This window comes from Nocardioides caricicola (genome assembly GCF_039541135.1).
Taxonomy (GTDB): Bacteria; Actinomycetota; Actinomycetes; order Propionibacteriales; family Nocardioidaceae; genus Nocardioides; species Nocardioides caricicola.
Genome location: NZ_BAABFQ010000003.1, coordinates 667,693 through 688,737, shown reverse-complemented (window position 1 = coordinate 688,737; position 21,045 = coordinate 667,693). Strand labels below are relative to the sequence as shown.

General features: G+C 71.7%; 19 protein-coding genes and 1 pseudogene. 12 read left to right on the top strand and 8 right to left on the bottom strand.

Features of this window, described 5'->3' with window-relative positions:
- The first annotated feature begins 448 nt into the window (after positions 1–448).
- Positions 449–1,618, top strand: coding sequence for an HNH endonuclease signature motif containing protein (locus tag ABD875_RS05080; RefSeq protein WP_345171846.1), 1,170 nt, complete (start codon positions 449–451; stop codon positions 1,616–1,618).
- Positions 1,619–1,678: 60 nt separating this feature from the next.
- Here the strand turns inward: ABD875_RS05080 and glpK are convergent, their stop codons facing one another.
- Together glpK and ABD875_RS05070 are read right to left on the bottom strand one after the other, a co-directional pair.
- Complete coding sequence (gene glpK / locus ABD875_RS05075) at positions 1,679–3,145, bottom strand: glycerol kinase GlpK (RefSeq protein WP_345171844.1); 1,467 nt, start codon at positions 3,143–3,145, stop codon at positions 1,679–1,681.
- Entirely contained in the window at positions 3,142–3,963 is an 822-nt protein-coding gene (locus ABD875_RS05070) for a DUF1028 domain-containing protein (protein WP_345171843.1), read from the bottom strand. Before ABD875_RS05070 ends, glpK begins: the two co-directional genes overlap by 4 nt.
- A 60-nt stretch (positions 3,964–4,023) precedes the next feature.
- Between ABD875_RS05070 and ABD875_RS05065 the strand changes: the two genes are divergently transcribed.
- The 10 genes from ABD875_RS05065 (at position 4,024) to ABD875_RS05020 (ending at position 15,060) form a co-directional block, all read left to right on the top strand.
- The gene (locus ABD875_RS05065) at positions 4,024–5,274 is read left to right on the top strand and encodes an MFS transporter (protein ID WP_345171842.1); all 1,251 of its coding nucleotides are present in this window, start codon (positions 4,024–4,026) and stop codon (positions 5,272–5,274) included.
- Between the two features lie 62 nt (positions 5,275–5,336).
- Positions 5,337–6,563 carry a pyrophosphate--fructose-6-phosphate 1-phosphotransferase gene (locus ABD875_RS05060; RefSeq protein ID WP_345171841.1) on the top strand — a complete coding sequence of 409 codons (1,227 nt, stop codon included), beginning with the start codon at positions 5,337–5,339 and terminating at the stop codon, positions 6,561–6,563.
- Between the two features lie 17 nt (positions 6,564–6,580).
- On the top strand, positions 6,581–7,609 hold the full coding sequence (locus ABD875_RS05055) for a 6-phosphofructokinase (RefSeq protein WP_345171840.1): 1,029 nt from the start codon (positions 6,581–6,583) through the stop codon (positions 7,607–7,609).
- Between the two features lie 5 nt (positions 7,610–7,614).
- Positions 7,615–9,171 (top strand): phospholipase D-like domain-containing protein, encoded by a 1,557-nt coding sequence (locus ABD875_RS05050; RefSeq protein ID WP_345171839.1) that lies wholly within the window; start codon positions 7,615–7,617, stop codon positions 9,169–9,171.
- A gap of 32 nt (positions 9,172–9,203) precedes the next feature.
- Positions 9,204–9,674, top strand: a complete 471-nt coding sequence (locus ABD875_RS05045) for a tRNA (cytidine(34)-2'-O)-methyltransferase (RefSeq protein ID WP_345171838.1) — start codon at positions 9,204–9,206, stop codon at positions 9,672–9,674.
- A 9-nt stretch (positions 9,675–9,683) separates the two neighbouring features.
- Positions 9,684–10,010 (top strand): hypothetical protein, encoded by a 327-nt coding sequence (locus tag ABD875_RS05040; protein WP_345171836.1) that lies wholly within the window; start codon positions 9,684–9,686, stop codon positions 10,008–10,010.
- Between the two features lie 10 nt (positions 10,011–10,020).
- Positions 10,021–11,082 (top strand): DNA glycosylase AlkZ-like family protein, encoded by a 1,062-nt coding sequence (locus ABD875_RS05035; protein WP_345171834.1) that lies wholly within the window; start codon positions 10,021–10,023, stop codon positions 11,080–11,082.
- A 40-nt stretch (positions 11,083–11,122) separates the two neighbouring features.
- The gene (locus tag ABD875_RS05030) at positions 11,123–12,574 is read left to right on the top strand and encodes an APC family permease (RefSeq protein ID WP_345171832.1); all 1,452 of its coding nucleotides are present in this window, start codon (positions 11,123–11,125) and stop codon (positions 12,572–12,574) included.
- Between the two features lie 73 nt (positions 12,575–12,647).
- Positions 12,648–13,988 carry a class II 3-deoxy-7-phosphoheptulonate synthase gene (locus ABD875_RS05025; RefSeq protein WP_345171830.1) on the top strand — a complete coding sequence of 447 codons (1,341 nt, stop codon included), beginning with the start codon at positions 12,648–12,650 and terminating at the stop codon, positions 13,986–13,988.
- Between the two features lie 79 nt (positions 13,989–14,067).
- Complete coding sequence (locus tag ABD875_RS05020) at positions 14,068–15,060, top strand: threonine aldolase family protein (protein ID WP_345171828.1); 993 nt, start codon at positions 14,068–14,070, stop codon at positions 15,058–15,060.
- Here the strand turns inward: ABD875_RS05020 and ABD875_RS05015 are convergent.
- From ABD875_RS05015 to pknB, 6 genes and pseudogenes are all read right to left on the bottom strand, one after another.
- Positions 15,057–15,725 (bottom strand): esterase/lipase family protein, encoded by a 669-nt coding sequence (locus tag ABD875_RS05015; protein WP_345171826.1) that lies wholly within the window; start codon positions 15,723–15,725, stop codon positions 15,057–15,059. The genes ABD875_RS05020 and ABD875_RS05015 overlap by 4 nt on opposite strands.
- Positions 15,725–16,570 carry an NADase-type glycan-binding domain-containing protein gene (locus tag ABD875_RS05010; protein ID WP_345171824.1) on the bottom strand — a complete coding sequence of 282 codons (846 nt, stop codon included), beginning with the start codon at positions 16,568–16,570 and terminating at the stop codon, positions 15,725–15,727. Before ABD875_RS05010 ends, ABD875_RS05015 begins: the two co-directional genes overlap by 1 nt.
- A gap of 230 nt (positions 16,571–16,800) precedes the next feature.
- A complete protein-coding gene (locus ABD875_RS05005) occupies positions 16,801–17,691 on the bottom strand; it encodes a DMT family transporter (RefSeq protein WP_345171823.1) in 891 nt (296 codons plus the stop codon).
- A complete protein-coding gene (locus ABD875_RS05000) occupies positions 17,684–18,538 on the bottom strand; it encodes a deoxyribonuclease IV (RefSeq protein ID WP_345171821.1) in 855 nt (284 codons plus the stop codon). The genes ABD875_RS05005 and ABD875_RS05000 overlap by 8 nt, the downstream gene beginning before the upstream one ends.
- Before the next feature lie 26 nt (positions 18,539–18,564).
- Complete coding sequence (locus tag ABD875_RS22595) at positions 18,565–18,744, bottom strand: PASTA domain-containing protein (protein ID WP_417614420.1); 180 nt, start codon at positions 18,742–18,744, stop codon at positions 18,565–18,567.
- Between the two features lie 30 nt (positions 18,745–18,774).
- Positions 18,775–20,478 (bottom strand): annotated as a pseudogene (pknB, locus tag ABD875_RS04995) (Stk1 family PASTA domain-containing Ser/Thr kinase); the annotation flags it as partial.
- 192 nt (positions 20,479–20,670) lie between these two features.
- On the opposite strand from pknB, the gene ABD875_RS04990 reads away from it, so the two are divergent.
- Positions 20,671–21,042, top strand: coding sequence for an Rv2175c family DNA-binding protein (locus ABD875_RS04990; RefSeq protein ID WP_345171818.1), 372 nt, complete (start codon positions 20,671–20,673; stop codon positions 21,040–21,042).
- Positions 21,043–21,045: the final 3 nt, after the last annotated feature.

The window sequence follows — 21,045 nt, the reverse complement described above, 5'->3', positions numbered from 1 at the left end:
CCGCTCCTCCGGTGGTTGAGGTGCGAGCGCTAGCGAGCCTCGAAACCACCCGACCGTCGGTTGGCTGCGGGTCCGCCGTGGTTGCTCGCCGACAGGGCTTTGACGCGGGCGCGGTGGGCTCGGGCTGGCGCTGCTTCCCGGCTCACCGGCCACTTCTGCGGTGGTTGAGGTGCGAGCGCTAGCGAGCCTCGAAACCACCCGACCGTCGGTTGGCTGCGGGTCCGCCGTGGTTGGCCGCCGTTAGGGCTTTTACGCGGGTGGGGTGGGTTCGGGCTAGCGCTGCTTCCCGGCTCACCGGCCGCTCCTCCGGTGGTTGAGGTGCGAGCGCTAGCGAGCCTCGAAACCACCACCAAAAGTTCTCAGAACTTTCTCGCGAATGTGTCCACATCCCGGTCGAAACAAGGGTTTTCGGGCCCTGACTGTCGGTGGTCCCTGGTTGGCTTGATCCATGGCAGCCACCACGACCACCCGCACCGAGCTGGTGCTCGCGGCTGCCCGCAACAACCTGGACGCCGCCACCCAGCTGGAGATCGAGCGGCTGCTCCTCGCGCTGGAGTGGGCTGACCTGCACCCCGGCGACGTCGTCGACGAGACCCGGTCGTGGGGTGAGCGGGACCTGGAGGTCGCCGGCGACGGCGCACCGACGGTGGCGGAGTTCTGCATCGCGGAGTTCGCCCTCGCACTCGGACTATCCTCCGATGCGGGTCGGGTGTTCATCGGGGACGCGGTCGAGCTGGCGCACCGGCTCCCGTCCACCTGGGCCCGCGTGCTGGCCGGTGAGGTGCTGGTGTGGAAGGCCCGCAAGGTCGCCCAGCAGACCCGGTCCCTGCCGGCCGACGCCGCCGGGTTCGTGGACCGGGCCCTGGCTCCGGTGCTGCACACCTGTTCGTTCGCGCAGATCGAGCGGACCGTGGAGGCCGCCCGCGCCGAGTACGACCCGACCGCTGCGGAGGAACGGCGGGTCGCGGCGGCCGAGCAGCGGCACCTGACGTTCCACTGGCGCAACGTGGTCGACGGGCAGGTCCCCGTCGCCGGTGTGCTGGACCTGGCCGACGCGGTGGCCCTGGACGAGGCGATCACGGCGAAGGCCGCCGTCCAGGACCCGGCGCTGCCGTTGGACGTGCGCCGCTCGATCGCGGCCGGGATGCTCGCCGGCGACCCTCGGCGTGAGGTCGTGATCTACACCCACACCCGCCCGGAGCAGTCGATGGTCGAGGTCGAGCACACCCGCACCGTCGTCACCCCCGACCAGATCAAGCACTGGTGCCAACAGGCCGGCACCACCGTGACTGTCCGGCCGGTGCTCGACCTGAACGACAACCTGTCCACCGACTCCTACACGCCCACCGTGCGGCAGCAGGAACAAGTCACGCTGACGTTCCCGACGTGCGTGTTCCCCAGCTGCAGCCGCCCCTCACGCACCACCGACACCGACCACATCACCGCGTACCCGACCGGTCGCACCGAGACCCGCAACCTCGCACCGTTGTGTCGTGGGCATCACCGACTCAAGACCCACACCGCCTGGACCTACCACCGCATCGGCCCCACCACCTTCGTGTGGACCAGCCCCCACGGCCACACCTACCTCGTCGACACCGACCGACATACCCACTGACCCACACCCCGCCGACCACGGCCGGCGGGGCATCAGTCGCGTCGTGTGAAGCCTGGCGACCTACTCCGCCCACCCCTTGGCACGTTCGACCGCGTCGCGCCAGCGGGCGTGAGCGGCGTCGGCCTCGGCGCGGTCGACGGAGGGCTCGAACTTCCGGTCCAGGGTCCAGGTCTCGCGCAGGTCGTCGGTCGAGGACCAGAAGCCGGTGCCGAGGCCGGCGAGGAACGCGGCGCCGAGGCCGGTGGTCTCGACGGCGCGCGGTCGCTCGACGGGTACGCCGACCTGGTCGGCCTGGATCTGGCAGAGCAGGTCGTTGGCGGCGGCACCGCCGTCGACGCGGAGCGAGGACAGCCCCGGCATCACCTCGAGGACGTCGCGGACCTCGAACGCGATCGCCTCGAGGGTCGCGCGGACGATGTGGGCGCGGGTGGTGCCGCGGGTCAGGCCGATGATCATGCCGCGGGCGTGCGGGTCCCAGTGGGGAGCACCGAGGCCGGTCAGCGCGGGGACGAACACGACGCCCTCGGTGTCGTCGACGGTCTTCGCGATCGCCTGCGTCTCGGCCGCGGAGCCGACGATCTGCAGGCCGTCGCGCAGCCACTGGACGGCGGCGCCGGTGACGAAGATCGAGCCCTCGCTGGCGTACGTCATCTCGCCGTCCGGCGAGCGCCAGGCCGCCGTCGCGAGCAGCTCGTCGGAGCGCAGGATCGACGTGCCGGTGTTGGTGAGGATGAACGACCCGGTGCCGTAGGTGCACTTCGAGTCGCCCTCGTCGAAGCAGGTCTGGCCGAACAGCGCCGACTGCTGGTCGCCGGCGATCCCGGCGATCGGGATCGACAGGTCGAGGAACGACCGCGCGTCGGTGCGCGCGATCTCGCCCCAGCTCGGGACCAGCTCCGGCAGCGCGTCCCGCGGGACGCCGAACAGCTCGCACAGCTCGTCGGACCAGTCGCCGGCCTCGAGGTCGAACAGCAGCGTCCGGCTGGCGTTCGAGACGTCGGTGGCGTGCCAGGTGCCGCGGGTCATCCGCGCGATGAGGTACGAGTCGACGGTGCCGACGGCGTACCGGCCCGACTCCACCAGCGCCCACGTGTGCGGCTCGTTCTCCTTGAGCCACATCAGCTTGGTGCCGGAGAAGTACGGGTCGAGCCGCAGCCCGGTCAGCTCGCGCACCCGGTCCTCGTGCCCCTCGTCGCGGAGTCGCACGCAGAGGTCGGCGGTACGCCGGTCCTGCCACACGATCGCGCGCCGCGGCGACCCGAGCGTCTCGCGGTCCCAGAGCAGCACGGTCTCGCGCTGGTTGGTGATGCCGACCGCCTTGAGCTGCTTGGCGTCGTACGACGCGAGCACCTGGCGGGTCGCCTCGAGCGTGGCCTGCCAGATCTCCTCCGGCGCGTGCTCGACCCAGCCCGGCTTGGGGAAGTGCTGCGCGAACTCCTGGTAGCCCTTGGCCGCGATGGTGCCGTCGTGCTCGACGACCAGCGCGGTCACCCCGGTGGTGCCCGCGTCGATCGCGAGCACGCTCACGACGCGGTCCCGCGGATGATGTCGAGGACCTTCTGGTCGATCCAGGACCCGTCGGGCGCGACCCGCATCTCGTAGTTCTCGGTGCCGACCCAGGCCGCGAAGTCCCGGGCGCCGGCGGCCTGCGCCAGCCGCTCGAGCTCGGCCTCGAGTTCCGGGGTGACCGGCACCTTCTCCTCCTCGGTCGAGGCGGTGAGGTAGAGGTCGTTGAGGTCGAGCAGGCGGGCGAGCTCGCCGATGGGCTCTGCATGGTCGTCGACGCGCAGGTCGACGGCGATGTCGTCGAGACCGCCGTACCCGGCGTCCTCCTTCACCACCAGCAGCGCGGCGGACTGCCGGCCGCGGGAGTCGCCCCCGGCCGCGTCGCCCGCGGCCAGCGCCTCGAGCAGGCGTCGCGCGAGCGGGGCGTCGGCCGGCGAGGCGAGCCAGGCCGCCTCCATCGCCTCGACCACCTCCTCGCCGGTGAGGATGTTGCCCTGGATGGCGTAGCCCTCGCCGGTGCGGCTCCCTGCCCAGTCGAGGCAGGACGGACCGGTGTGGCTGGCGGCGCCGCCGTCGACGTCGACGATGCCGACCTGGCGGTGGTCGCGGCCCTCGTCCTCCTCAAGCAGGCGCTGCAGCGCGACCGAGGCGGTCGCGCCGTCGTCGAGGTGCGCGAGCGCCTGGCCCTTGTAGGCGACGTTGGCGTCGGCCTGGGTGGCGATGGCGCCGACCCCGGCGACGGCGGCGGGCACGGCGGATCCGACCGCCAGGAACTTCGAGGCGACGGCAACGCCCCAGGACTCGCCGTCGGCGGAGCGGGCCACGATGGAGAAGGTCATGTCCGGACCCTACCGATAACGATTTGCCTTCCAGTGGGCTCGAAGCCGGAGGATGGGGCGGTGCTCGACCGCATCACCGACAAGCTCGGGTTCCCCTCCCTCGACCAGCACCGGCGCTTCGTCGGGGCGATCGCGATCGACGCCATCGGCAGCGGGGTGTTCCTGCCGGTCTCGATGCTCTACTTCCTGGCCACGACCGACCTGACGCTGGTGCAGGTCGGTGCGGCGATCTCGATCGCCTCGGCGATCGCCATCCCGGCGGGACCGCTGCTCGGCGGCCTGGTCGACCGGATCGGCGCAAAGCAGATCCTGCTCCTGGGCAACCTGATGCAGTTCGCCGGCTTCGTCGCCTACTTCGTCACCGACTCGTTCGCCGGGCTGACGTTCTGGACCGTCGTCGTCTCCGTCGGCCGGACCGCCTTCTGGGGGTCCTACGGCAACATCGTCGCCGCGATCTCCCGGCCGGGGGAGCGCGAGAAGTGGTTCGGCTTCCTCGGCGCGATGCGCAACGTCGGCTTCGCCGTCGGCGGCCTCGTGTCCGGCCTCGCGATCACGATCGGCACGCCGTCGGCGTACTACGCAGTGGTGCTCGCCAACGCCGCGTCGTACGCCGTCGCCTTCGTCCTGCTGCTCGCGGTGCCCGCGACCGCCCCGAGCGAGCACCGCTCGCCGGAGGGCGCGTGGGCGACCGTGCTGCGGGACGGGCCGTACTGGGTGCTCTGGCTGGGCCAGTTCGCGTACTCGAGCGCGATGATGGTGCTCAACATCGCGATCCCCATCTACGCCGTCACCGTGCTCGACCTCCCGGGCTGGGTGGTGGGCGCGGCGTTCACGCTGAACACGGTGATGTGCGGTCTCGGGCAGGGCCTGGTGGTCCACGGGCTGACCGGGCACCGGCGCTGGCGGGTGCTGGTCCTCGCCAACGTGGTCTTCGTCGTCTCGTTCGTCGTGCTGCTGGGCGCGAGCGCGTTCTCCCTCGTGCTGGCCGCGGCGCTGGTGCTGGTCGGCACGGTCGTCTACACGGTCGGCGAGATGCTCGGCGGTCCGGTGCTCAGCGCGCTCGGCGCGGAGGCCGCGCCCGAGCACCTGCGCGGTCGCTACCTCTCGCTGATGCAGCTGGCGTGGACCATCACCGGTGCGATCGCGCCGGTCGCCTTCGCGTGGATGCTCGACCACGGCGCGTGGTCGCTGTGGGTGGCGCTCGGCGCGGTGAACCTGGCCGGGATCCTGCTCGCCGTCCAGCTCGGGCGGGTGATGCCGGAGGCGGCGCAGAGAGTGACGAACAAGGCAGCCGAGGACCTCGCGGTTTGACCTCCCGACCTTTAGTCTTTTAGGGACCTTAGATATCCCAGTCGAGAGCCGAAGAGATTCTCATGACCGTGCGCCGCGTCGCCCTCCTCACCGCCGGGGGTCTCGCCCCCTGCCTGTCCTCCGCCGTCGGCGCCCTGATCGAGCGCTACACCGAGCTCGAGCCGGGGATCGAGATCATCGCCTACCGCGACGGGTACGCCGGCCTGCTGGGCGGCGAGCACATCACGGTCACGCCGGAGGTCCGGGAGAAGGCGCACCTGCTGCACGCCTTCGGCGGCAGCCCGATCGGCAACAGCCGGGTGAAGCTCACCAACGTCAAGGACTGCGTCAAGCGCGGCCTCGTCGCCGAGGGCCAGGACCCGCTGCACGTCGCCGCCGAGCAGCTGACCAAGGACGGCGTCGACGTGCTCCACACGATCGGCGGCGACGACACGAACACCACCGCGGCCGACCTCGCGGCGTACCTGCACGAGAACGGCTACGAGCTGACCGTCGTGGGCCTGCCCAAGACCATCGACAACGACGTCGTGCCGATCAAGCAGTCGCTGGGCGCGTGGACCGCTGCCGAGCAGGGCGCGCTGTTCGCGCGCAACGTGATCGCCGAGCACTCGTCGAACCCGCGGATGCTCATCGTCCACGAGGTGATGGGCCGGCACTGCGGCTGGCTGACCGCCGCCACCGCGGTGAAGTACCGCGAGTGGCTCGACACCCAGGAGTTCTCCGGCTTCGGTGACAACGCGCGGGAGTCGTGGGAGCTGCACGGCGTGTACGTGCCCGAGCTCGAGTTCGACATCGCGGCCGAGGCCGAGCGCCTCAAGGCGGTCATGGACGAGACCGGCTGCGTGAACGTGTTCCTCTCGGAGGGCGCTGGCGTCTCGACGATCGTGGAGGAGATGCTCGCCCGCGGCGAGGAGCCCAAGCGGGACGCCTTCGGCCACGTCAAGATCGACACCATCAACCCCGGGTCGTGGTTCGCCAAGCAGTTCGCCGGGATGGTCGGCGCCGAGAAGACGATGGTGCAGAAGAGCGGCTACTTCGCCCGCTCGGCGGCCGCGAACGACGAGGACCTGGCCCTGATCCGCTCCTGCGCGAACCTCGCGGTCGACGCCGCGCTGCGCGGCGAGAGCGGCGTGGTCGGCCAGGACGAGGAGGCCGGCGACGTGCTGCGGGTCGTGGAGTTCCCGCGGATCAAGGGCGGCAAGGCGTTCGACCCGACCGTCGGGTGGTTCACCGGCCTGCTCGAGGAGATCGGGCAGCCGCTCGGCACCCTGGTGCCCTCCACGCACTGACCCCTAGAGTCGACGTCATGCGCGTCGGAGTACTCACGGGAGGCGGGGACTGCCCCGGACTGAACGCAGTCATCCGAGCAGTGGTCCGCAAGGGGGTGACCCAGCACGGCTTCGAGTTCGTCGGTTTCCGCGACGGCTGGAAGGGCCCGCTCGAGGGCCTGACCATGGAGCTCGGCATCGACCAGTGCCGCGGCATCCTGCCTCGTGGCGGCACGATCCTCGGCTCGTCACGCACGAACCCGTTCAAGATCGAGGGCGGCGTCGAGCGGATCAAGGACAACCTCGCCAAGGAGGGCGTCGACGCACTGGTCGCCATCGGCGGTGAAGACACCCTCGGCGTCGCGACCAAGCTCGCCGACCTCGGCGTCCACGTCGTCGGCGTGCCGAAGACGATCGACAACGACCTGTCCGGCACCGACTTCACGTTCGGCTTCGACACCGCGGTGAACATCGCGACCGAGGCGATCGACCGGCTCCACACCACCGCCGAGTCCCACCACCGGGTGCTCGTCGTCGAGGTCATGGGGCGCCACGCCGGCTGGATCGCGCTGCACTCCGGGATCGCCGGCGGCGCCAGCATGGTGCTGATCCCCGAGCAGCCGTTCGACATCGAAGAGGTCTGCGCCCAGGTGCAGAAGCGGTTCGAGTCCCGCTACGCCCCGATCCTGGTGGTCTCCGAGGGTGCGGTCCCGAAGGAGGGCGGCGACATGACGCTGGTCTCCGGGGAGCTCGACGCGTTCGGCCACGTCCGGCTCGGTGGCATCGGCGACCGGATCGCCAAGGAGATCGAGCAGCGGACCGGCGCCGAGGCGCGCGCGGTCGTGCTCGGCCACATCCAGCGCGGCGGCACGCCCACGGCCTTCGACCGGTGGCTGGCGACCCGCTTCGGCCTGCAGGCCATCGACGCGGTCGCCGACGGCGACTTCGGGAAGATGATGGCGCTGCGCGGCACCTCGATCGTCCGGGTGCCGCTCTCCGAGGGCACCGCCGAGCTCAAGCTCGTCAGCCCATCGGAGTACGCCGAGGCCCAGGTGTTCTTCGGCTGAGCGACGTGGACCCAGCGGAGTGGTTGCTGACGCGCGCCGAGCGCGCGAACCCCGACACCAGCATCGACGACCAGCACGACGGTGACCGGGCCTGGTCGGAGGGCAACCTCGTCCGGCCGCTGATCCACGGGGCGACGTACTTCCGCGACCTGTACGACGCGATCGAGGCGACCGGTCCCGGCGACCTGGTCCTGTTCACCGACTGGCAGGGCGACGCCGACGAGCGGCTCACCGACGAGCCCGGCAGCGAGGTGCTCGAGGTGATGTGCCGCGCCGACGAGCGAGGGGTCGACGTGCGCGGGCTGGTGTGGCGCTCGCACCTCGACCAGACCGGGTTCTTCGCCACCGAGAACCGGCACCTCGGGGAGCAGATGCAGGAACGCGGAGCCGAGGTGCTGCTCGACATGCGGGTCCGCGCGGGCGGGTCGCACCACCAGAAGTTCGTCGTGATCCGGCACCCGGACGACCCGACGCGCGACGTCGCCTACGTCGGCGGCATCGACCTCGCCCACAGCCGCCGCGACGACGCCGAACATCACGGCGACCCGCAGCCGCAGCCGCTCACCGAGGAGTACGGCGAGCGCCCGCCGTGGCACGACGTGCAGGTGGCGATCCACGGGCCCGCGGTGCATGACGTGGAGACCGTGTTCCGCGAGCGCTGGTGCGACCCGGCGCCGCTGTCCCGGGCGCCCTGGCGGCGCGCGGCCGACCTGCTCCGCCGCCTCGACACGTCCCCGGACCCGCTGCCCGAGCAGCTGCCGCCTCCGCCGCCGGCCGGGAGCCACACCGTCCAGCTGCTCCGGACCTATCCGGACCTCACGCTTGGGCGGGACTACCCGTTCGCCGTGGGCGGCGAGCGCAGCGTCGCCAACGGCTACACCAAGGCGGTGAACCGGGCCGAGCGCCTCGTGTACGTCGAGGACCAGTTCTTCTGGGGACACGACGTCGCCCACCTCTTCGCGTCCCGGCTGGAGGCGGAGCCCGAGCTGCGGCTGGTCGTGGTGCTGCCGCTGGTGCCGGACCTGAACGGGCTGAACCGGACCGCGCAGCTGCTGGGACGCCGGCGCGCGTTCGACCAGCTGCTCGCGGTCGCGCCCGGACGGGTGGCGGCGTACGGCCTGGAGAACCACGCCGGCGTGCCGGTGTACGTCCACGCCAAGGTCTGCATCATCGACGACACCTGGGCGAGCACCGGGTCGGACAACTTCAGCCGGCGGTCGTGGACCCACGACTCCGAGCTCACCGCGGTGGTGCTCGACGAGGACTACGCCCGCGACCTGCGCCTGACGCTCGCCGCCGAGCACCTCGACCGGCTCGACGGGGGAGCGATGGACGACTGCGTCGAGCCCGCGGACATGTTCGCCACCTACGCGGCGTACGCCGACCGGCTCGAGGCGTGGTACGCCGGCGGCCGCCAGGGCGAGCGCCCTCCCGGCCGGCTGCGCCGCCTCCCGCTCCCGCACCTCGACCGCCGTCAGCGCCGGGTCGCCGCGCTGCCGCTGGACCTCATCCACGACCCGGACGGCCGGCCGCGCGAGCTGCGCGGGACGGACCGCTACTGATCACCGTTTCCGGGGAAGCGATACTGGCGCGCGTGCTCCACGTGATGTTCTTCGAGCCCCGGATCCCCGGCAACACCGGCAGTGCGATCCGGATGTCGGCGGTGACCGGGACCAGGCTCCACCTGGTGGAGCCGCTCGGGTTCGACCTGTCGGAGTCCAAGCTCAAGCGCGCGGGTCTCGACTACCACGACCTGGCGTCGGTCGAGGTCCACCCGGACCTCGACACCGCGCTCGCCGGGGAGGCTCTGGCCGACTCGCGGGTGTTCGCCTTCACCGCGCACGCGACGCGCTGGTTCACCGACGTCGAGTTCCAGCCCGGGGACGTGCTGCTCTTCGGCCCGGAGCCGACGGGGCTCCCTGACGAGGTGCTGGACCACGAACGGGTCACCGACCGGCTCCGGATCCCGATGGTGCCGGGCCGCCGTTCGCTGAACCTGTCGAACTCCGCCGCGGTGGTGACGTACGAGGCCTGGCGCCAGCAGGGGTTCCCCGGCGCTCAGTAGGCTGGCCGCATGTCGGAAGCCGAGGGCCACCCGATCGCGTACACCGCGCTCCAGCCGGGCACGGCCGTGCAGACCAGCGACGGGCAGCAGTTCGCCACGGTCCAGGCGGTGCTGGTCGACGAGAAGGTCGCGGTGTTCGACGGCATCGTCGTCCAGACCGCCGCCGGGCCGCGGTTCGTGGACGCCGACGAGATCGGCACGATCTACACGACGCACGTCGCGACGACGCTCACCGCCGAGCAGGCGGCCGGGCTCCCGGAGCCCGAGCGGTCGACCATCATCGACATCAAGCCCGGACGCGGCCGGCTCGGACGCATGTTCGGCCGCAAGCGCTAGGTCCCGAGGGGTGACCGTCACCTGGGCGCAGGCGCTGGCCTGGCGACTCGACCGGCACCTCCTCGACCCGGTCGGGTCGGTGTCCGTGGGCGAGGTCGTCGGGAGGCTCGGCGCGGTCCTCGCGATGGACGAGTCCCTCGCCGAGCTGGCGGTGCGGGCCCGGCGTACGGACTCGGAGGCCGGCGAGCTCGCCGCGGCCTTCGCGGACGGGTCGGTGATCAAGGCCTTCGCGTTCCGCGGCTCGATGCACTACCTGTCGCCGGAGGACGGAGGCGTCTACCTGGCACTGCGGGCGGCGGGCCGGCAGTGGGAGCTGCCGAGCTGGGTGGAGCACTACGGGCTCACCGCCGAGGACTGGGTCGGCTTCCGGGCGGCGGTGCGCGAGTCGTTGTCCGACGGCCCGCTGACCGTCGACGAGCTCGGCGCCGCGCTGACCGGCCGGCGGGCCTACCGCCACCTCGAGCCGGTGTTCGCCGGTGATCCGTGGACCCTGCTCAAGCCGCTGACGTGGCAGGGCGACATGAGCTTCGCCCCGTCCCGCGACGGCAAGGCGACGTTCCAGCGGCTCGACCGGAACCCGCACTGGCGGGGCATCCCGGACCTCGACGACGCCGGCCCGCGCGCGATCGCGGCGTACCTCCGCACCTACGGGCCGGCGACGTTCGACCACGTGGAGTACTGGCTCGGGCAGGGCCTGAGCGCCGGCCGCAAGCGGCTGGTCGCCTGGTGGGCGGCCATGGGTGACCGGCTCGCGGAGGTCGACGTCGGGGGGACCACGGCGTACGTCCTGGCCGAGGACGCCGACTCCCTCGCCGAGGCCGCCCCCTCCGACGCCGTCCGCCTGCTGCCCGGCCACGACCAGTGGGTGATGGGGCCGGGAACCAAGGACGAGCACGTCACGCCGCCTGCACTGCGGGACCTGGTCACCCGCAAGGCGAACCTCGTCGTGCGTGGCGGCGTTGTCTGCGGGACGTGGACGCGCAGGAAGGGCGACCTCACCGTCACCTGGCTCGACGACTCGCCGCGACCCGACGACGCGATCGCGGCCGAGGCGGCGCGGCTGTCGTCGTAGGCCCTGGTTACCTTCGCCGTTCGCTGGGAAGGTTGCCGGTATGACGACCTCCGCTGCTGAAGTCATCGACGTCAACGGACCCGAGCCCGACCTCAAGCGGGTGATGGGGCCCAAGCTCCTGCTGCTGTTCATCGTCGGCGACATCCTCGGCGCGGGCGTGTACGCCGTCACCGGGCAGATGGCGGGGATCGTGGGCGGCATCGTCTGGCTGCCGTTCCTGTGCGCCTTCGCGGTCGCGACCCTGACCGCGCTGTCGTACCTGGAGCTGGTCACGAAGTACCCGCAGGCCGCCGGCGCCGCCCTCTACACCCACAAGGCGTTCGGCCTCCACTTCTTCACGTTCCTGGTGGCGTTCGCGGTGATCTGCTCCGGCATCACCAGCGCCTCGACCTCCTCGAACGTCCTCGCGACGAACCTGCTCGCCGGCATGGAGGTCAACGGCTGGATCGACGAGGTACCCGGCCTGGGCGTGACGACGGCCGTCGCGATGGGCTTCATGGTGCTCCTGGCGCTGATCAACCTCCGCGGGGTCGGGGAGAGCGTCAAGTTCAACGTGGTCCTGACCCTCGTGGAGATCAGCGCGCTCGCGATCGTGATCGGCATCGGCTTCTACGCCATGACCACCGGCGACGGCGACCTCGGCCGGATCACCGTGTTCCAGTCTCCCGAGGAGAAGGGGATGTTCCTCGCGGTCACCGCCGCGACGTCGATCGCGTTCTTCGCGATGGTCGGCTTCGAGGACTCGGTGAACATGGTCGAGGAGACCAAGGACCCCGAGCGGATCTTCCCGCGCGTCATGCTGACCGGCCTCGGCATCGCGGTGATCATCTACATGCTGGTGGCCATCTCGGTCGTGGCCGTGCTGACCTCGGACGAGATCACCCAGCTCAACGAGGATGGCTCGCCGGCCCTGCTCGCGGTCGTGAGCCAGGGCGCGCCGGACTTCCCGATGGACCGGATCTTCCCGTTCCTCACCTGCTTCGCGGTCGCGAACACCGCGCTGATCAACATGCTGATGGCCAGCCGGCTGCTCTACGGCATGGCCAACCAGGACGTCCTGCCGCGCAGCCTCGGGCGGGTGTCGAAGAACCGCCGCTCGCCGTACGTCGGTGTCATCTTCTCCACGATCCTGGCGCTCGGCCTGATCGCCTACGTCGCGAACGAGTCGGAGAGCGACATCGTCCTCAACCTCGCGAGCACCACCTCGCTGCTGCTGCTGGCCGTCTTCACGGTCGTGAACATCGCCTGTCTGGTCCTGCGCCGCGACGGCCGGCCGAGCAGGTTCCGCTCGCCGGGGATCACCCCGGCCATCGCCGCGGTGCTGTGTGCGTTCCTGATCGGCCCCTGGGTCGACCGTGACGCGATCGTCTACGAGATCGCCGCCGGGCTGCTCGCGATCGGCATCGTGCTGTGGGCGATCACCTGGCTGACCAACCGCGGCATCCGGGCGAAGAAGACCGGCTTCCGTGACATCGACCACCTGGACGGCTGACCCGGGCGGTCCGGCCGTCTCGCCGAATTCCGCCGAATCAATCCAGGTCGCGCCCCCGCCGTACCCTTGACGGGTGAGCACCACCATCCCTGACCTGGCAGCACTGCACGCCCTCGGAGCCGCGCAGCAGCCGACGTACCCCGACGCGGCGGCCGTGGCCGCCAACGTCGCGCGGCTGCGCCGGATGCCGCCGCTGGTCTTCGCGGGTGAGTGCGACGACCTCAAGGCCAAGATGGCCGCCGTCTCGCGCGGCGAGTCGTTCCTGCTCCAGGGTGGCGACTGCGCGGAGACGTTCGAGGAGGTCACCGCGGACAACGTGCGCAACAAGCTCCGCGTGCTGCTGCAGATGGCCGTGGTGCTGACCTACGCGAGCTCGGTGCCGGTCGTGAAGCTCGGCCGTCTCGCCGGCCAGTACGCCAAGCCGCGCTCCTCGGACATGGAGACCCGCGACGGCGTCACGCTGCCGGCGTACCGCGGCGACGCCGTCAACGGCTTCGAGTTCACCCCCGAGTCGCGGATCCCGGACCCCACGCGGCTGCTGGACGTCTACAACGCGTCCGCCGCGACGCTCAACCTGGTGCGCGCGTTCGTCACGGGTGGGTATGCCGACCTGCGCCAGGTGCACACCTGGAACACCGACTTCGTGAAGACCTCCGTCGCCGGCCAGCGCTACGAGGCGCTCGCGGCCGAGATCGACAAGGCGCTCGGCTTCATGGGTGCGATCGGCGTCGACGCCGAGGAGCTCAAGCGGGTCGACTTCCACTCGAGCCACGAGGCGCTGCTGCTGGAGTACGAGCACGCGATGACCCGCATCGACTCGCGCACCGACAAGGCCTACAACGTCTCCGGCCACTTCGTGTGGATCGGTGAGCGCACCCGCCAGCTCGACGGCGCCCACGTGGAGTACTTCCGCCACATCGCGAACCCGATCGGCTGCAAGCTCGGCCCCACCGCCACCGCCGACGACGCGATCGCTCTCGCCGAGCGGCTCAACCCCGAGAACGAGGAGGGGCGGCTCACCTTCATCACCCGGTTCGGTGCGGGCAAGATCCGCGACGGCCTGCCGCACCTCGTCGAGAAGGTCACCGCCGCGGGCGTCAAGGTCGCGTGGGTGTGCGACCCGATGCACGGCAACACGTTCGAGTCGAGCACCGGTTACAAGACCCGCCGCTTCGACGACGTCATCGAGGAGGTCCAGGGCTTCTTCGACGTGCACCGCGCGCTCGGCACCTGGCCGGGCGGCGTCCTGGTCGAGATGACCGGGGACGACGTCACCGAGTGCATCGGCGGCGGCGAGGAGATCGACGAGGAAGGGCTCGCGCACCGCTACGAGTCGGTCGTCGACCCGCGCCTCAACCGGGTGCAGTCCCTGGAGCTGGCGTTCCTCGTCGCGGAGATGCTGCGCCAGGCCTGAGGACCTCGCGCAGTCGCTCGGCCAGGACGGGCAGGGCGTCCCCGGTCATGCCGTGATTGTGCCCTGAGAGGATGGCCGCGTGATCGACCTGCGCAGTGACACCCTGACCCGGCCGACCGAGGCGATGCGTGCCGCGATGGCGAGCGCCGAGGTCGGCGACGACGTGTACGGCGAGGACCCGACCGCCGCCCGGCTCGAGGAGCGGGTCGCCGCGATGTTCGGCCACGAGGCGGCGCTGTTCGTGCCGACCGGGTCGATGGGCAACGTGCTCGCCGTGCGCTCGCTGGTCGCGCCCGGCCAGGAGGTGCTGTGTGAGTCCCGGGCGCACATCGCCCGCGCCGAGCTGGGCGCGCACGGCGCGTACAGCGGGATCACGATGCGCACCTGGATCGACCCGCGCGGCCAGGTCGACCTGCCCACGATCCGCAGCCTGTTCGCGCCGGACATGGGGCCGTTCTTCGTCCCGACCGCGGCGATCTCGGTCGAGAACACCCACAACTTCGCCGGCGGCGCGGTGCTGCCGCTCCAGGACCTGCGCGACCTCCGCGAGTTCGCGACCGGCGTCGGCGCCGGCATCCACCTCGACGGCGCCCGGATCTGGAACGCGCACGTCGCCACCGGCACGCCGTTCGAGGAGTACGGCGCGGTCGCGGACGTGCTGTCGGTCTGCCTGTCGAAGGGACTCGGCGCGCCGATCGGCTCGGTGCTGGTGGGCAGCAGTGACGCGGTTGCCGAGGCGCGCGTGTGGCGCAAGCGGATGGGCGGCGGCATGCGGCAGGTCGGGATCCTCGCAGCCGCCGGGCTGCACGCGCTCGACCACCACGTCGAGCGACTCGCCGACGACCACGCGCACGCGCGGCTGCTGGCCGAGGCCTGCGGCGTCGACCCCGCGAGCGTCGACACGAACATCGTGGTCGTGGACCGCTCCGACGCGGCCGAGTTCGTGGCCGCGGCACACGCGGAGGGCGTTGCGGTCGCGACCGTCGGTCCGACCGCGGTCCGCATGGTCACCCACCTCGACGTGACCCGCGACGACGCCGAGAAGGCCGCCGCGGTCCTCGGTCGCCTCTAGCAGTCGACGTCGGGCTCGTCCCCGGCGAGCACGTCGAGGACCATCGCGATCACGGCCGGGTCGCCCGGGGTGTCCGCGTGGGTGATCGCCAGACCGGGGCAGACGTCTTGGACCAGGACGTCCTGCGCGCCCTCGAGCTGGGCAGACTCGGGAGGCTGCACGGCGTCGTCGAGCTCGGACCAGATCGTCGTCCACTCGGTGCCGTCCGGCGTCTCGTCGCCGGCGTTGAGCTCGGTGATCACGTCGCTGTCCGGGCCGAGCTGCTGGCAGGCCGGCGGGCAGTTCTCGACCCCGAGCACGAGGTCGGTTCCGTGGTGGGGCGTGGCGAGCGTGACGACCCGGTGCGCGTCGCCGCCGTCGGCCACCCAGAGTCGCGCGACGAGACCACCGGCCGAGAAGCCGACGACGTCCACGGACTCGCCGTCAGCGGCGGCCGCCACGAGCTCGACCTGGTCGCGCAGGTCGTCGGTCCCGGCCGACGCGAGCGGCACGAGCACCGCCGTACGACCCTCAGCCTCGAGCGCGTCGGCCAGGTCCATCAGGTCGGCCGTGCTGCCGCCGTACCCGGGCAGCAGCAGCACCGGGCGCTGCTGCTCCGGCTCGTCCGCGCCGCACCCCGCCAGCGCCAGCACGGCGACGGTGAGGAGGGCGAGGAGGCGGGTCATCAGCGTCCGACGAGCGAGAGCTCGCTGATCGCCGTGTAGTCGCGGCCGGCCGGACCGGTGCCCGGCGGCGACACCTCGAGCAGCCGGATGGTGATCGTCGTCGTGGTCACGTCGACGTCGACGCTCTGCATCTCGGTGGTGTCGTCGAAGTCCTGCACCAGGCTGGAGCCGTCGTCGAAGACCCACTCGGCGCTGAGGACCCGTCGGTTGCCGTGGTACCAGTCCAGCTCGCGGCCCCGCGCGTCCTGCGCGGTCTTCGCGTAGCCGTTGACCATCCCGACGCTGCGCAGGCGGGTCGCCCCGGGCAGCGTCACGACGATCTCCTCGCCGGTGCCGTCGCCGGGCATCCGCCAGCACGTCTCGAAGGCGCCGTCGAGCATGTTCGTAGCGGCGAACGTGACCGGGTTGCCCGAGACGTCCTGGCCCGGCGGGTCGGTTGCCGGCACCTCCACCTCGGCGTCCGGCGCCAGCTCGCCGGGCTGCGTCACGGGGGCCGCGGTCTCGGACTGCTCGGCACTCGGCGCCGGCTCCTCGGTCGCGGCGGCCGTCGGGGTGCTCGCGGTCGTGTCGTCGTCACCGTCGCCCTGGGTCAGCAGCCAGAAGCCGACGCCGGCGACCAGGACCAGCACGACGCCGACGACGAGCCACGCGACCCAGGGGCCGCTACGCCGCGACGGGGGAGTCGGCTCGGGCTCGTCGGCGTACAGCGGGAACCGGGCCGGCGGCGGGTTGGCGACCGACGGTCGCTCGGCGGTGTCGGTGCCGCCCCAGTCGACCGGGTGGCCGCAGTTCGTGCAGAACCGTCCGACGCCGAGCTCGTGCCCGCAGCTCGTGCAGTACGTCATCGCTCTCCCTCACGACCGTCTCGTCGGGAGCCAAGACTAGAGCGTGGGGGGTTCGCCGCCATCGTCCACCGCTGCGCTGGGGACGAGGGCGACGAGCCCACCCGATCGCTCACGCCGTGGGGGACATGACCGTCGTGATCGATCAACCCCACGCTAGGACGAGGAAGCGGCCCGGCGGACCGAAACGGTGGGTACTAGGACCAAAGGGCACGGGTCGCTCGGACCGTCCCTCAGACGGCGATGTGGGGGACCTCGCCCTCGATCTTGCGGCGCGGCCCGACCTCGACGAGCAACATCGCGGCGAGCACCATCGCGCCACCCGTGGCCATGCGCAACGTGAACGACTCCCCGCCGAGCAGCACCGCGAAGAACGCCGCGAACACCGGCTCCATGCTCATCACGATCGCGGTGCGCGTGGCGGAGAGGTGGGCCTGCGCCCAGGTCTGCCCGAGCAGCGCCAGCGCCGCTGGGAACACTGCCATGTAGACGACCGCCAGCCAGTCCTGGCGGTTGTCCGGCAGCACGATCCCGCCCGGTGCGCTGGCGACCAGGCAGATCACGGCGACCATCACCACCTGGAGGATCGCCAGGCCGAGCGCGTCGCGCGCGTTGGACCACGCGCCGAGCCCGACGATGTGCAGCGCGTAGAGCATCGCGGCGACGAACGTCAGCGCCTCGCCGTACCCGATCGAGAAGCCGTCGAGGGTGAGCACGGCGAGGCCGGCGAACGCGAGCAGCACGGCGGCCCAGGTCGTGCCCGTGATCTTGTTGCGCAGCAGGACCGCGGCGAACAGCGGAGTCGCGACGACGTACATCCCGGTGATGAAGCCGGAGACACTGGCGGGGGTGTGTGCCAGGCCGGCGGTCTGCAGGATCTGCGCGACGCCGTAGAGCCCGCCGAGCACGACCGCCTGGCGGCGTGCGGACGCCGAGAGCCGGAGGACGGCACGCGGTGCGACGACCAGGAGCAGCAGGCCGGCGATCGTGAAGCGCACCGCGAGGAAGTCGAGCGTGGGGATCCGGTCGAGCAGGTCGTGGATGAGGAAGAACGTCGAGCCCCAGCAGGCGGTGATGCCGATGAGGACGAGCGTGGCGACCAGAGAGGTACGGCGCTCACCCATCGCGCAGCCGCTTCAGCAGCGGGATGTCGCGGGTGTCGGCGTCGCGGGAGTCCGGGGTCTCGAGGATGAACGGCACGCCGTCGGTGGCCGGGTGCGCGAACAGCTCGCGGAAGGCCGCCTCGCCGATGTGCCCCTCGCCGATGCGCTGGTGCCGGTCCTTGAACGCGCCGCGGACGTCCATGGAGTCGTTGGCGTGGATCAGCCGCAACCGCCCGGGTCCGCCGATCTCGACGACCCGGTCGACCGTCGCTGTCGCACCACCGGGCTCGTCGAGCGGTGCGCCGGCGGCGAACACGTGGCAGGTGTCCAGGCAGATCCCGGCCTTCGGGTGGAAGTCGAGCGCGGCCAGGTAGGGCTCGAGGTCCTCGACCCCCGCGCACAGCGACCGACCCTGCCCGGCGGTCGGCTCCAGCAGCAGCCACGGTGCGGCGTCGTCCTCGACCAGCTCCAGCAGCGGCAGCAGCGCCTCGCGGACCTGCTTCATCGCCTTCGTGTCGTCCACGGCGCCGACGTACGAACCGGTGTGGACGACGACGCCCTCGGCACCGATCTGCGCGGCCCGCTTGAGGTTGTGCGCGACGGACGCCACCGAGTTCTCGTACGTCGCGGGCGTCGGCGAGCCGAGGTTCACGAGGTACGGCGCGTGGATGAAGGTGCGGGTGCCGCGCTCGGCCATGAGGTCGCGGAAGCGCGCGTCCTCGTCCGGCTTGCCCTCGGACAGCGCCCAGCCGCGCGGGTTGCCGACGAAGACCTGGAACGTCTCGCAGCCGACCAGGTCGGCGTTCGCGACGGCACCGTCGACGAGGCCCTTGCCGACCAGGACATGGGTTCCGATCGGGTTGCGCACCGCGACAACCTACCGAGCGGCTGACCTCAGATGATGCTCAGGGTGATCGTCGAGCCGATCGGCACCCGCTCGCCGCCGCCGGGCGACTGGGAGAACACGAAGCCCAGGCCCAGGTAGCCGGGGGCCTCCTCGGTCACGACCTCGAAGCCCAGGTCCTGGAGGGTCTCGGTCGCGGCCTCCACGCCCTGCGCCCGCACCGACGGCACCTCGATCAGCTCGGGTCCCTGGGAGACGACGAACGACACCTCGTCGCCACGGGTGAGCGTGGTGCCGGCCGGCGGGTCCATGGAGATGACCGAGCCCTCCGGCACGGTGTCGGAGTACTCCTCGTCCGACACCTTCCCGGTCAGGCCCTTCGCCTCGAGCCACGCCAGCGCGTTGTCGACCGGCTTGCCGACCCAGTCCTTGAGCTTCACCGGCTTCGGACCCTTGCTGATCACCAGGTCCACCGCGGTGTCCGGCTTGAGCGTCGTGCCGGCCTTGGGGTCGCTGGTGATGACCTCGCCCTTGGGCACGACGTCCGACCAGCTCTCGGTGGTCGTGCCGAACGCGAGGTTGGTGTCGGCGAGCGCGTCCTGGGCCTCGTCCTCGGTCATGCCGCGCAGGCGGGGTACGTCGTAGCGCTCCTTGCCCAGCGACAGCACGACCGTGACCGTGCCGCCGTCCACGACCTGCGCGCCCGGCTCCGGGTCGGTGCTGATCACGCGGCCCGCCGGGACCGTCTCGGAGTACGCCCGGTCGCCCCACTCGGCCTCGAGGCCGGCGTCGGCGAGCTCGGCCTCGGCGGCCGCCTTGGTCATGCCGAGGACGCCTGGGGTGCTGGTGTAGCGCCCGTCGAGGAACCACCAGGCGCCCACGCCCAGGCCGGCGACGAGCAGCACGGCGAGGATCGTCGCGAGGAGCCCGCGCCGGCGACGGCGCGGCCGCGGCGGGGGCGTCGTCCTCTTCTGCGCGGGCACCGGCGGGGGAGGCGGCGTGGTCTGGAGGAACGTGGTCGGCTCCACGACCTCCACCGGCACCTCGGTCGTGTCGTCGCGGAACTGGGTCACCAGCGGGGTCAGGTCGGACGTCAGGTCGGGGTCGTCCACGACGCCCTCGCCGAGCGCCTGGCTGACCCGGTGCACCTGGTGGAGGAGGACGGCGGCGTCGGCCGGGCGCTGGGACCGGTCGCGCGCGGTCGCGCGGGCTACCAGCGCGTCGACGTACGCCGGGATCCCGGGGACCAGCAGCGACGGCGGCGGCACGTCCTCGTGGACGTGCTTGTACGCGACCTGGATCGGCGACTCGCCCTCGTGCGGCTTGGCGCCGGTGAGCAGCTCGTAGAGCACGACGCCCGCGGCGTACACGTCCGCGCGCGCGTCGGCGCGACCGTCGACGACGAGCTCGGGGGCGAGGTAGGAGACGGTGCCGATCAGCACGCCACCGGTGGCGGTGTGCTGGGTCTCCGCGCTGACCGCGCGGGCCAGGCCGAAGTCGGCGACCTTGATGCGGCTCGTCCCGGAGCTCGGATCGGTGGCGATGAGGACGTTCTCGGGCTTCACGTCGCGGTGGATGAGGCCGGCCCGGTGTGCGGCGGCGAGCGCGGAGAGCACCGGCTCGAGCAGCGCCAGCGCCTTCGCCGGCGGCATCGGCGCCTCCTTGCGGATCACGTCGCGCAGCGTGTGGCCGTCGACGAGCTCCATCGCGAGGAAGACCGCGTCGCCGTCGGTGCCCTGGTCGAAGACCGCGACCACGTTGGGGTGGGAGAGCCGCGCCGCTGCGCGCGCCTCGCGCACGAACCGGGCCGCGAACTCGTCGTCGTCGCCCAGGCCGGCGTGCATGACCTTGACCGCGACCGTGCGGTCCAGGCGCATGTCGGTGGCCTCGTACACACTGGCCATGCCGCCGCGCGCGATGCGGGCCCCGATCCGGTAGCGACCGTCCAGGAGTCGGCCGACCATGGGGTCGCCGGCGCCGTCGGTGCCCACCTGGGCGTGCCCGTCCGACTGTCGACCTGGCTGCACTGCGACCCTCCTGCGAACCGGATGGGGAAGGATCCGGAGCCTCAATCGTACGGACGTCCGGAGCGTGTACGGCGCTGAGGCGTCCCCGGCGTGGCGCGGACCACGTGGTGACGGTGCGAAACTGGTGCCATGAACGAACCCAGACTCGCCGACGCCGACCTCGCCACCCTGGTCCCGGAGTGGATCGACTGGGCCGAGGCCGCCCGCCAGCTGGGCGTGACGGTCGCGAAGGTGCGCACGATGATCCGCGAGCACGAGCTCGCCGCCGCGGTGCCGATCCCGGGCGCGGGGCAGCAGATCCCCGCGCTGTTCATCCAGGACGGCCTGGTGGTCAAGGGCCTGCCGGGCCTGCTCACGATCCTGCACGACGGCCGGTACGACGACCGCGAGTGCATCGCCTGGCTCTACACCGACGACGACCTGCCTGGCCGCCCGATCGACGCGCTGCGCGAGAACCGGGGCAGCGAGGCCAAGCGCCGCGCCCAGGCGATGTCGCTCTAGGCC

Coding starts and splice junctions, on each gene's coding strand:
- ABD875_RS05080 (WP_345171846.1), top strand. CDS start 449: ATGGCAGCCACCACGACCACCCGCACCGAGCTGGTGCTCGCGGCTGCC.
- ABD875_RS05070 (WP_345171843.1), bottom strand. CDS start 3,963: ATGACCTTCTCCATCGTGGCCCGCTCCGCCGACGGCGAGTCCTGGGGC.
- ABD875_RS05060 (WP_345171841.1), top strand. CDS start 5,337: ATGACCGTGCGCCGCGTCGCCCTCCTCACCGCCGGGGGTCTCGCCCCC.
- ABD875_RS05055 (WP_345171840.1), top strand. CDS start 6,581: ATGCGCGTCGGAGTACTCACGGGAGGCGGGGACTGCCCCGGACTGAAC.
- ABD875_RS05040 (WP_345171836.1), top strand. CDS start 9,684: ATGTCGGAAGCCGAGGGCCACCCGATCGCGTACACCGCGCTCCAGCCG.
- ABD875_RS05030 (WP_345171832.1), top strand. CDS start 11,123: ATGACGACCTCCGCTGCTGAAGTCATCGACGTCAACGGACCCGAGCCC.
- ABD875_RS05015 (WP_345171826.1), bottom strand. CDS start 15,725: ATGACCCGCCTCCTCGCCCTCCTCACCGTCGCCGTGCTGGCGCTGGCG.
- ABD875_RS05010 (WP_345171824.1), bottom strand. CDS start 16,570: ATGACGTACTGCACGAGCTGCGGGCACGAGCTCGGCGTCGGACGGTTC.
- ABD875_RS05005 (WP_345171823.1), bottom strand. CDS start 17,691: ATGGGTGAGCGCCGTACCTCTCTGGTCGCCACGCTCGTCCTCATCGGC.
- ABD875_RS04990 (WP_345171818.1), top strand. CDS start 20,671: ATGAACGAACCCAGACTCGCCGACGCCGACCTCGCCACCCTGGTCCCG.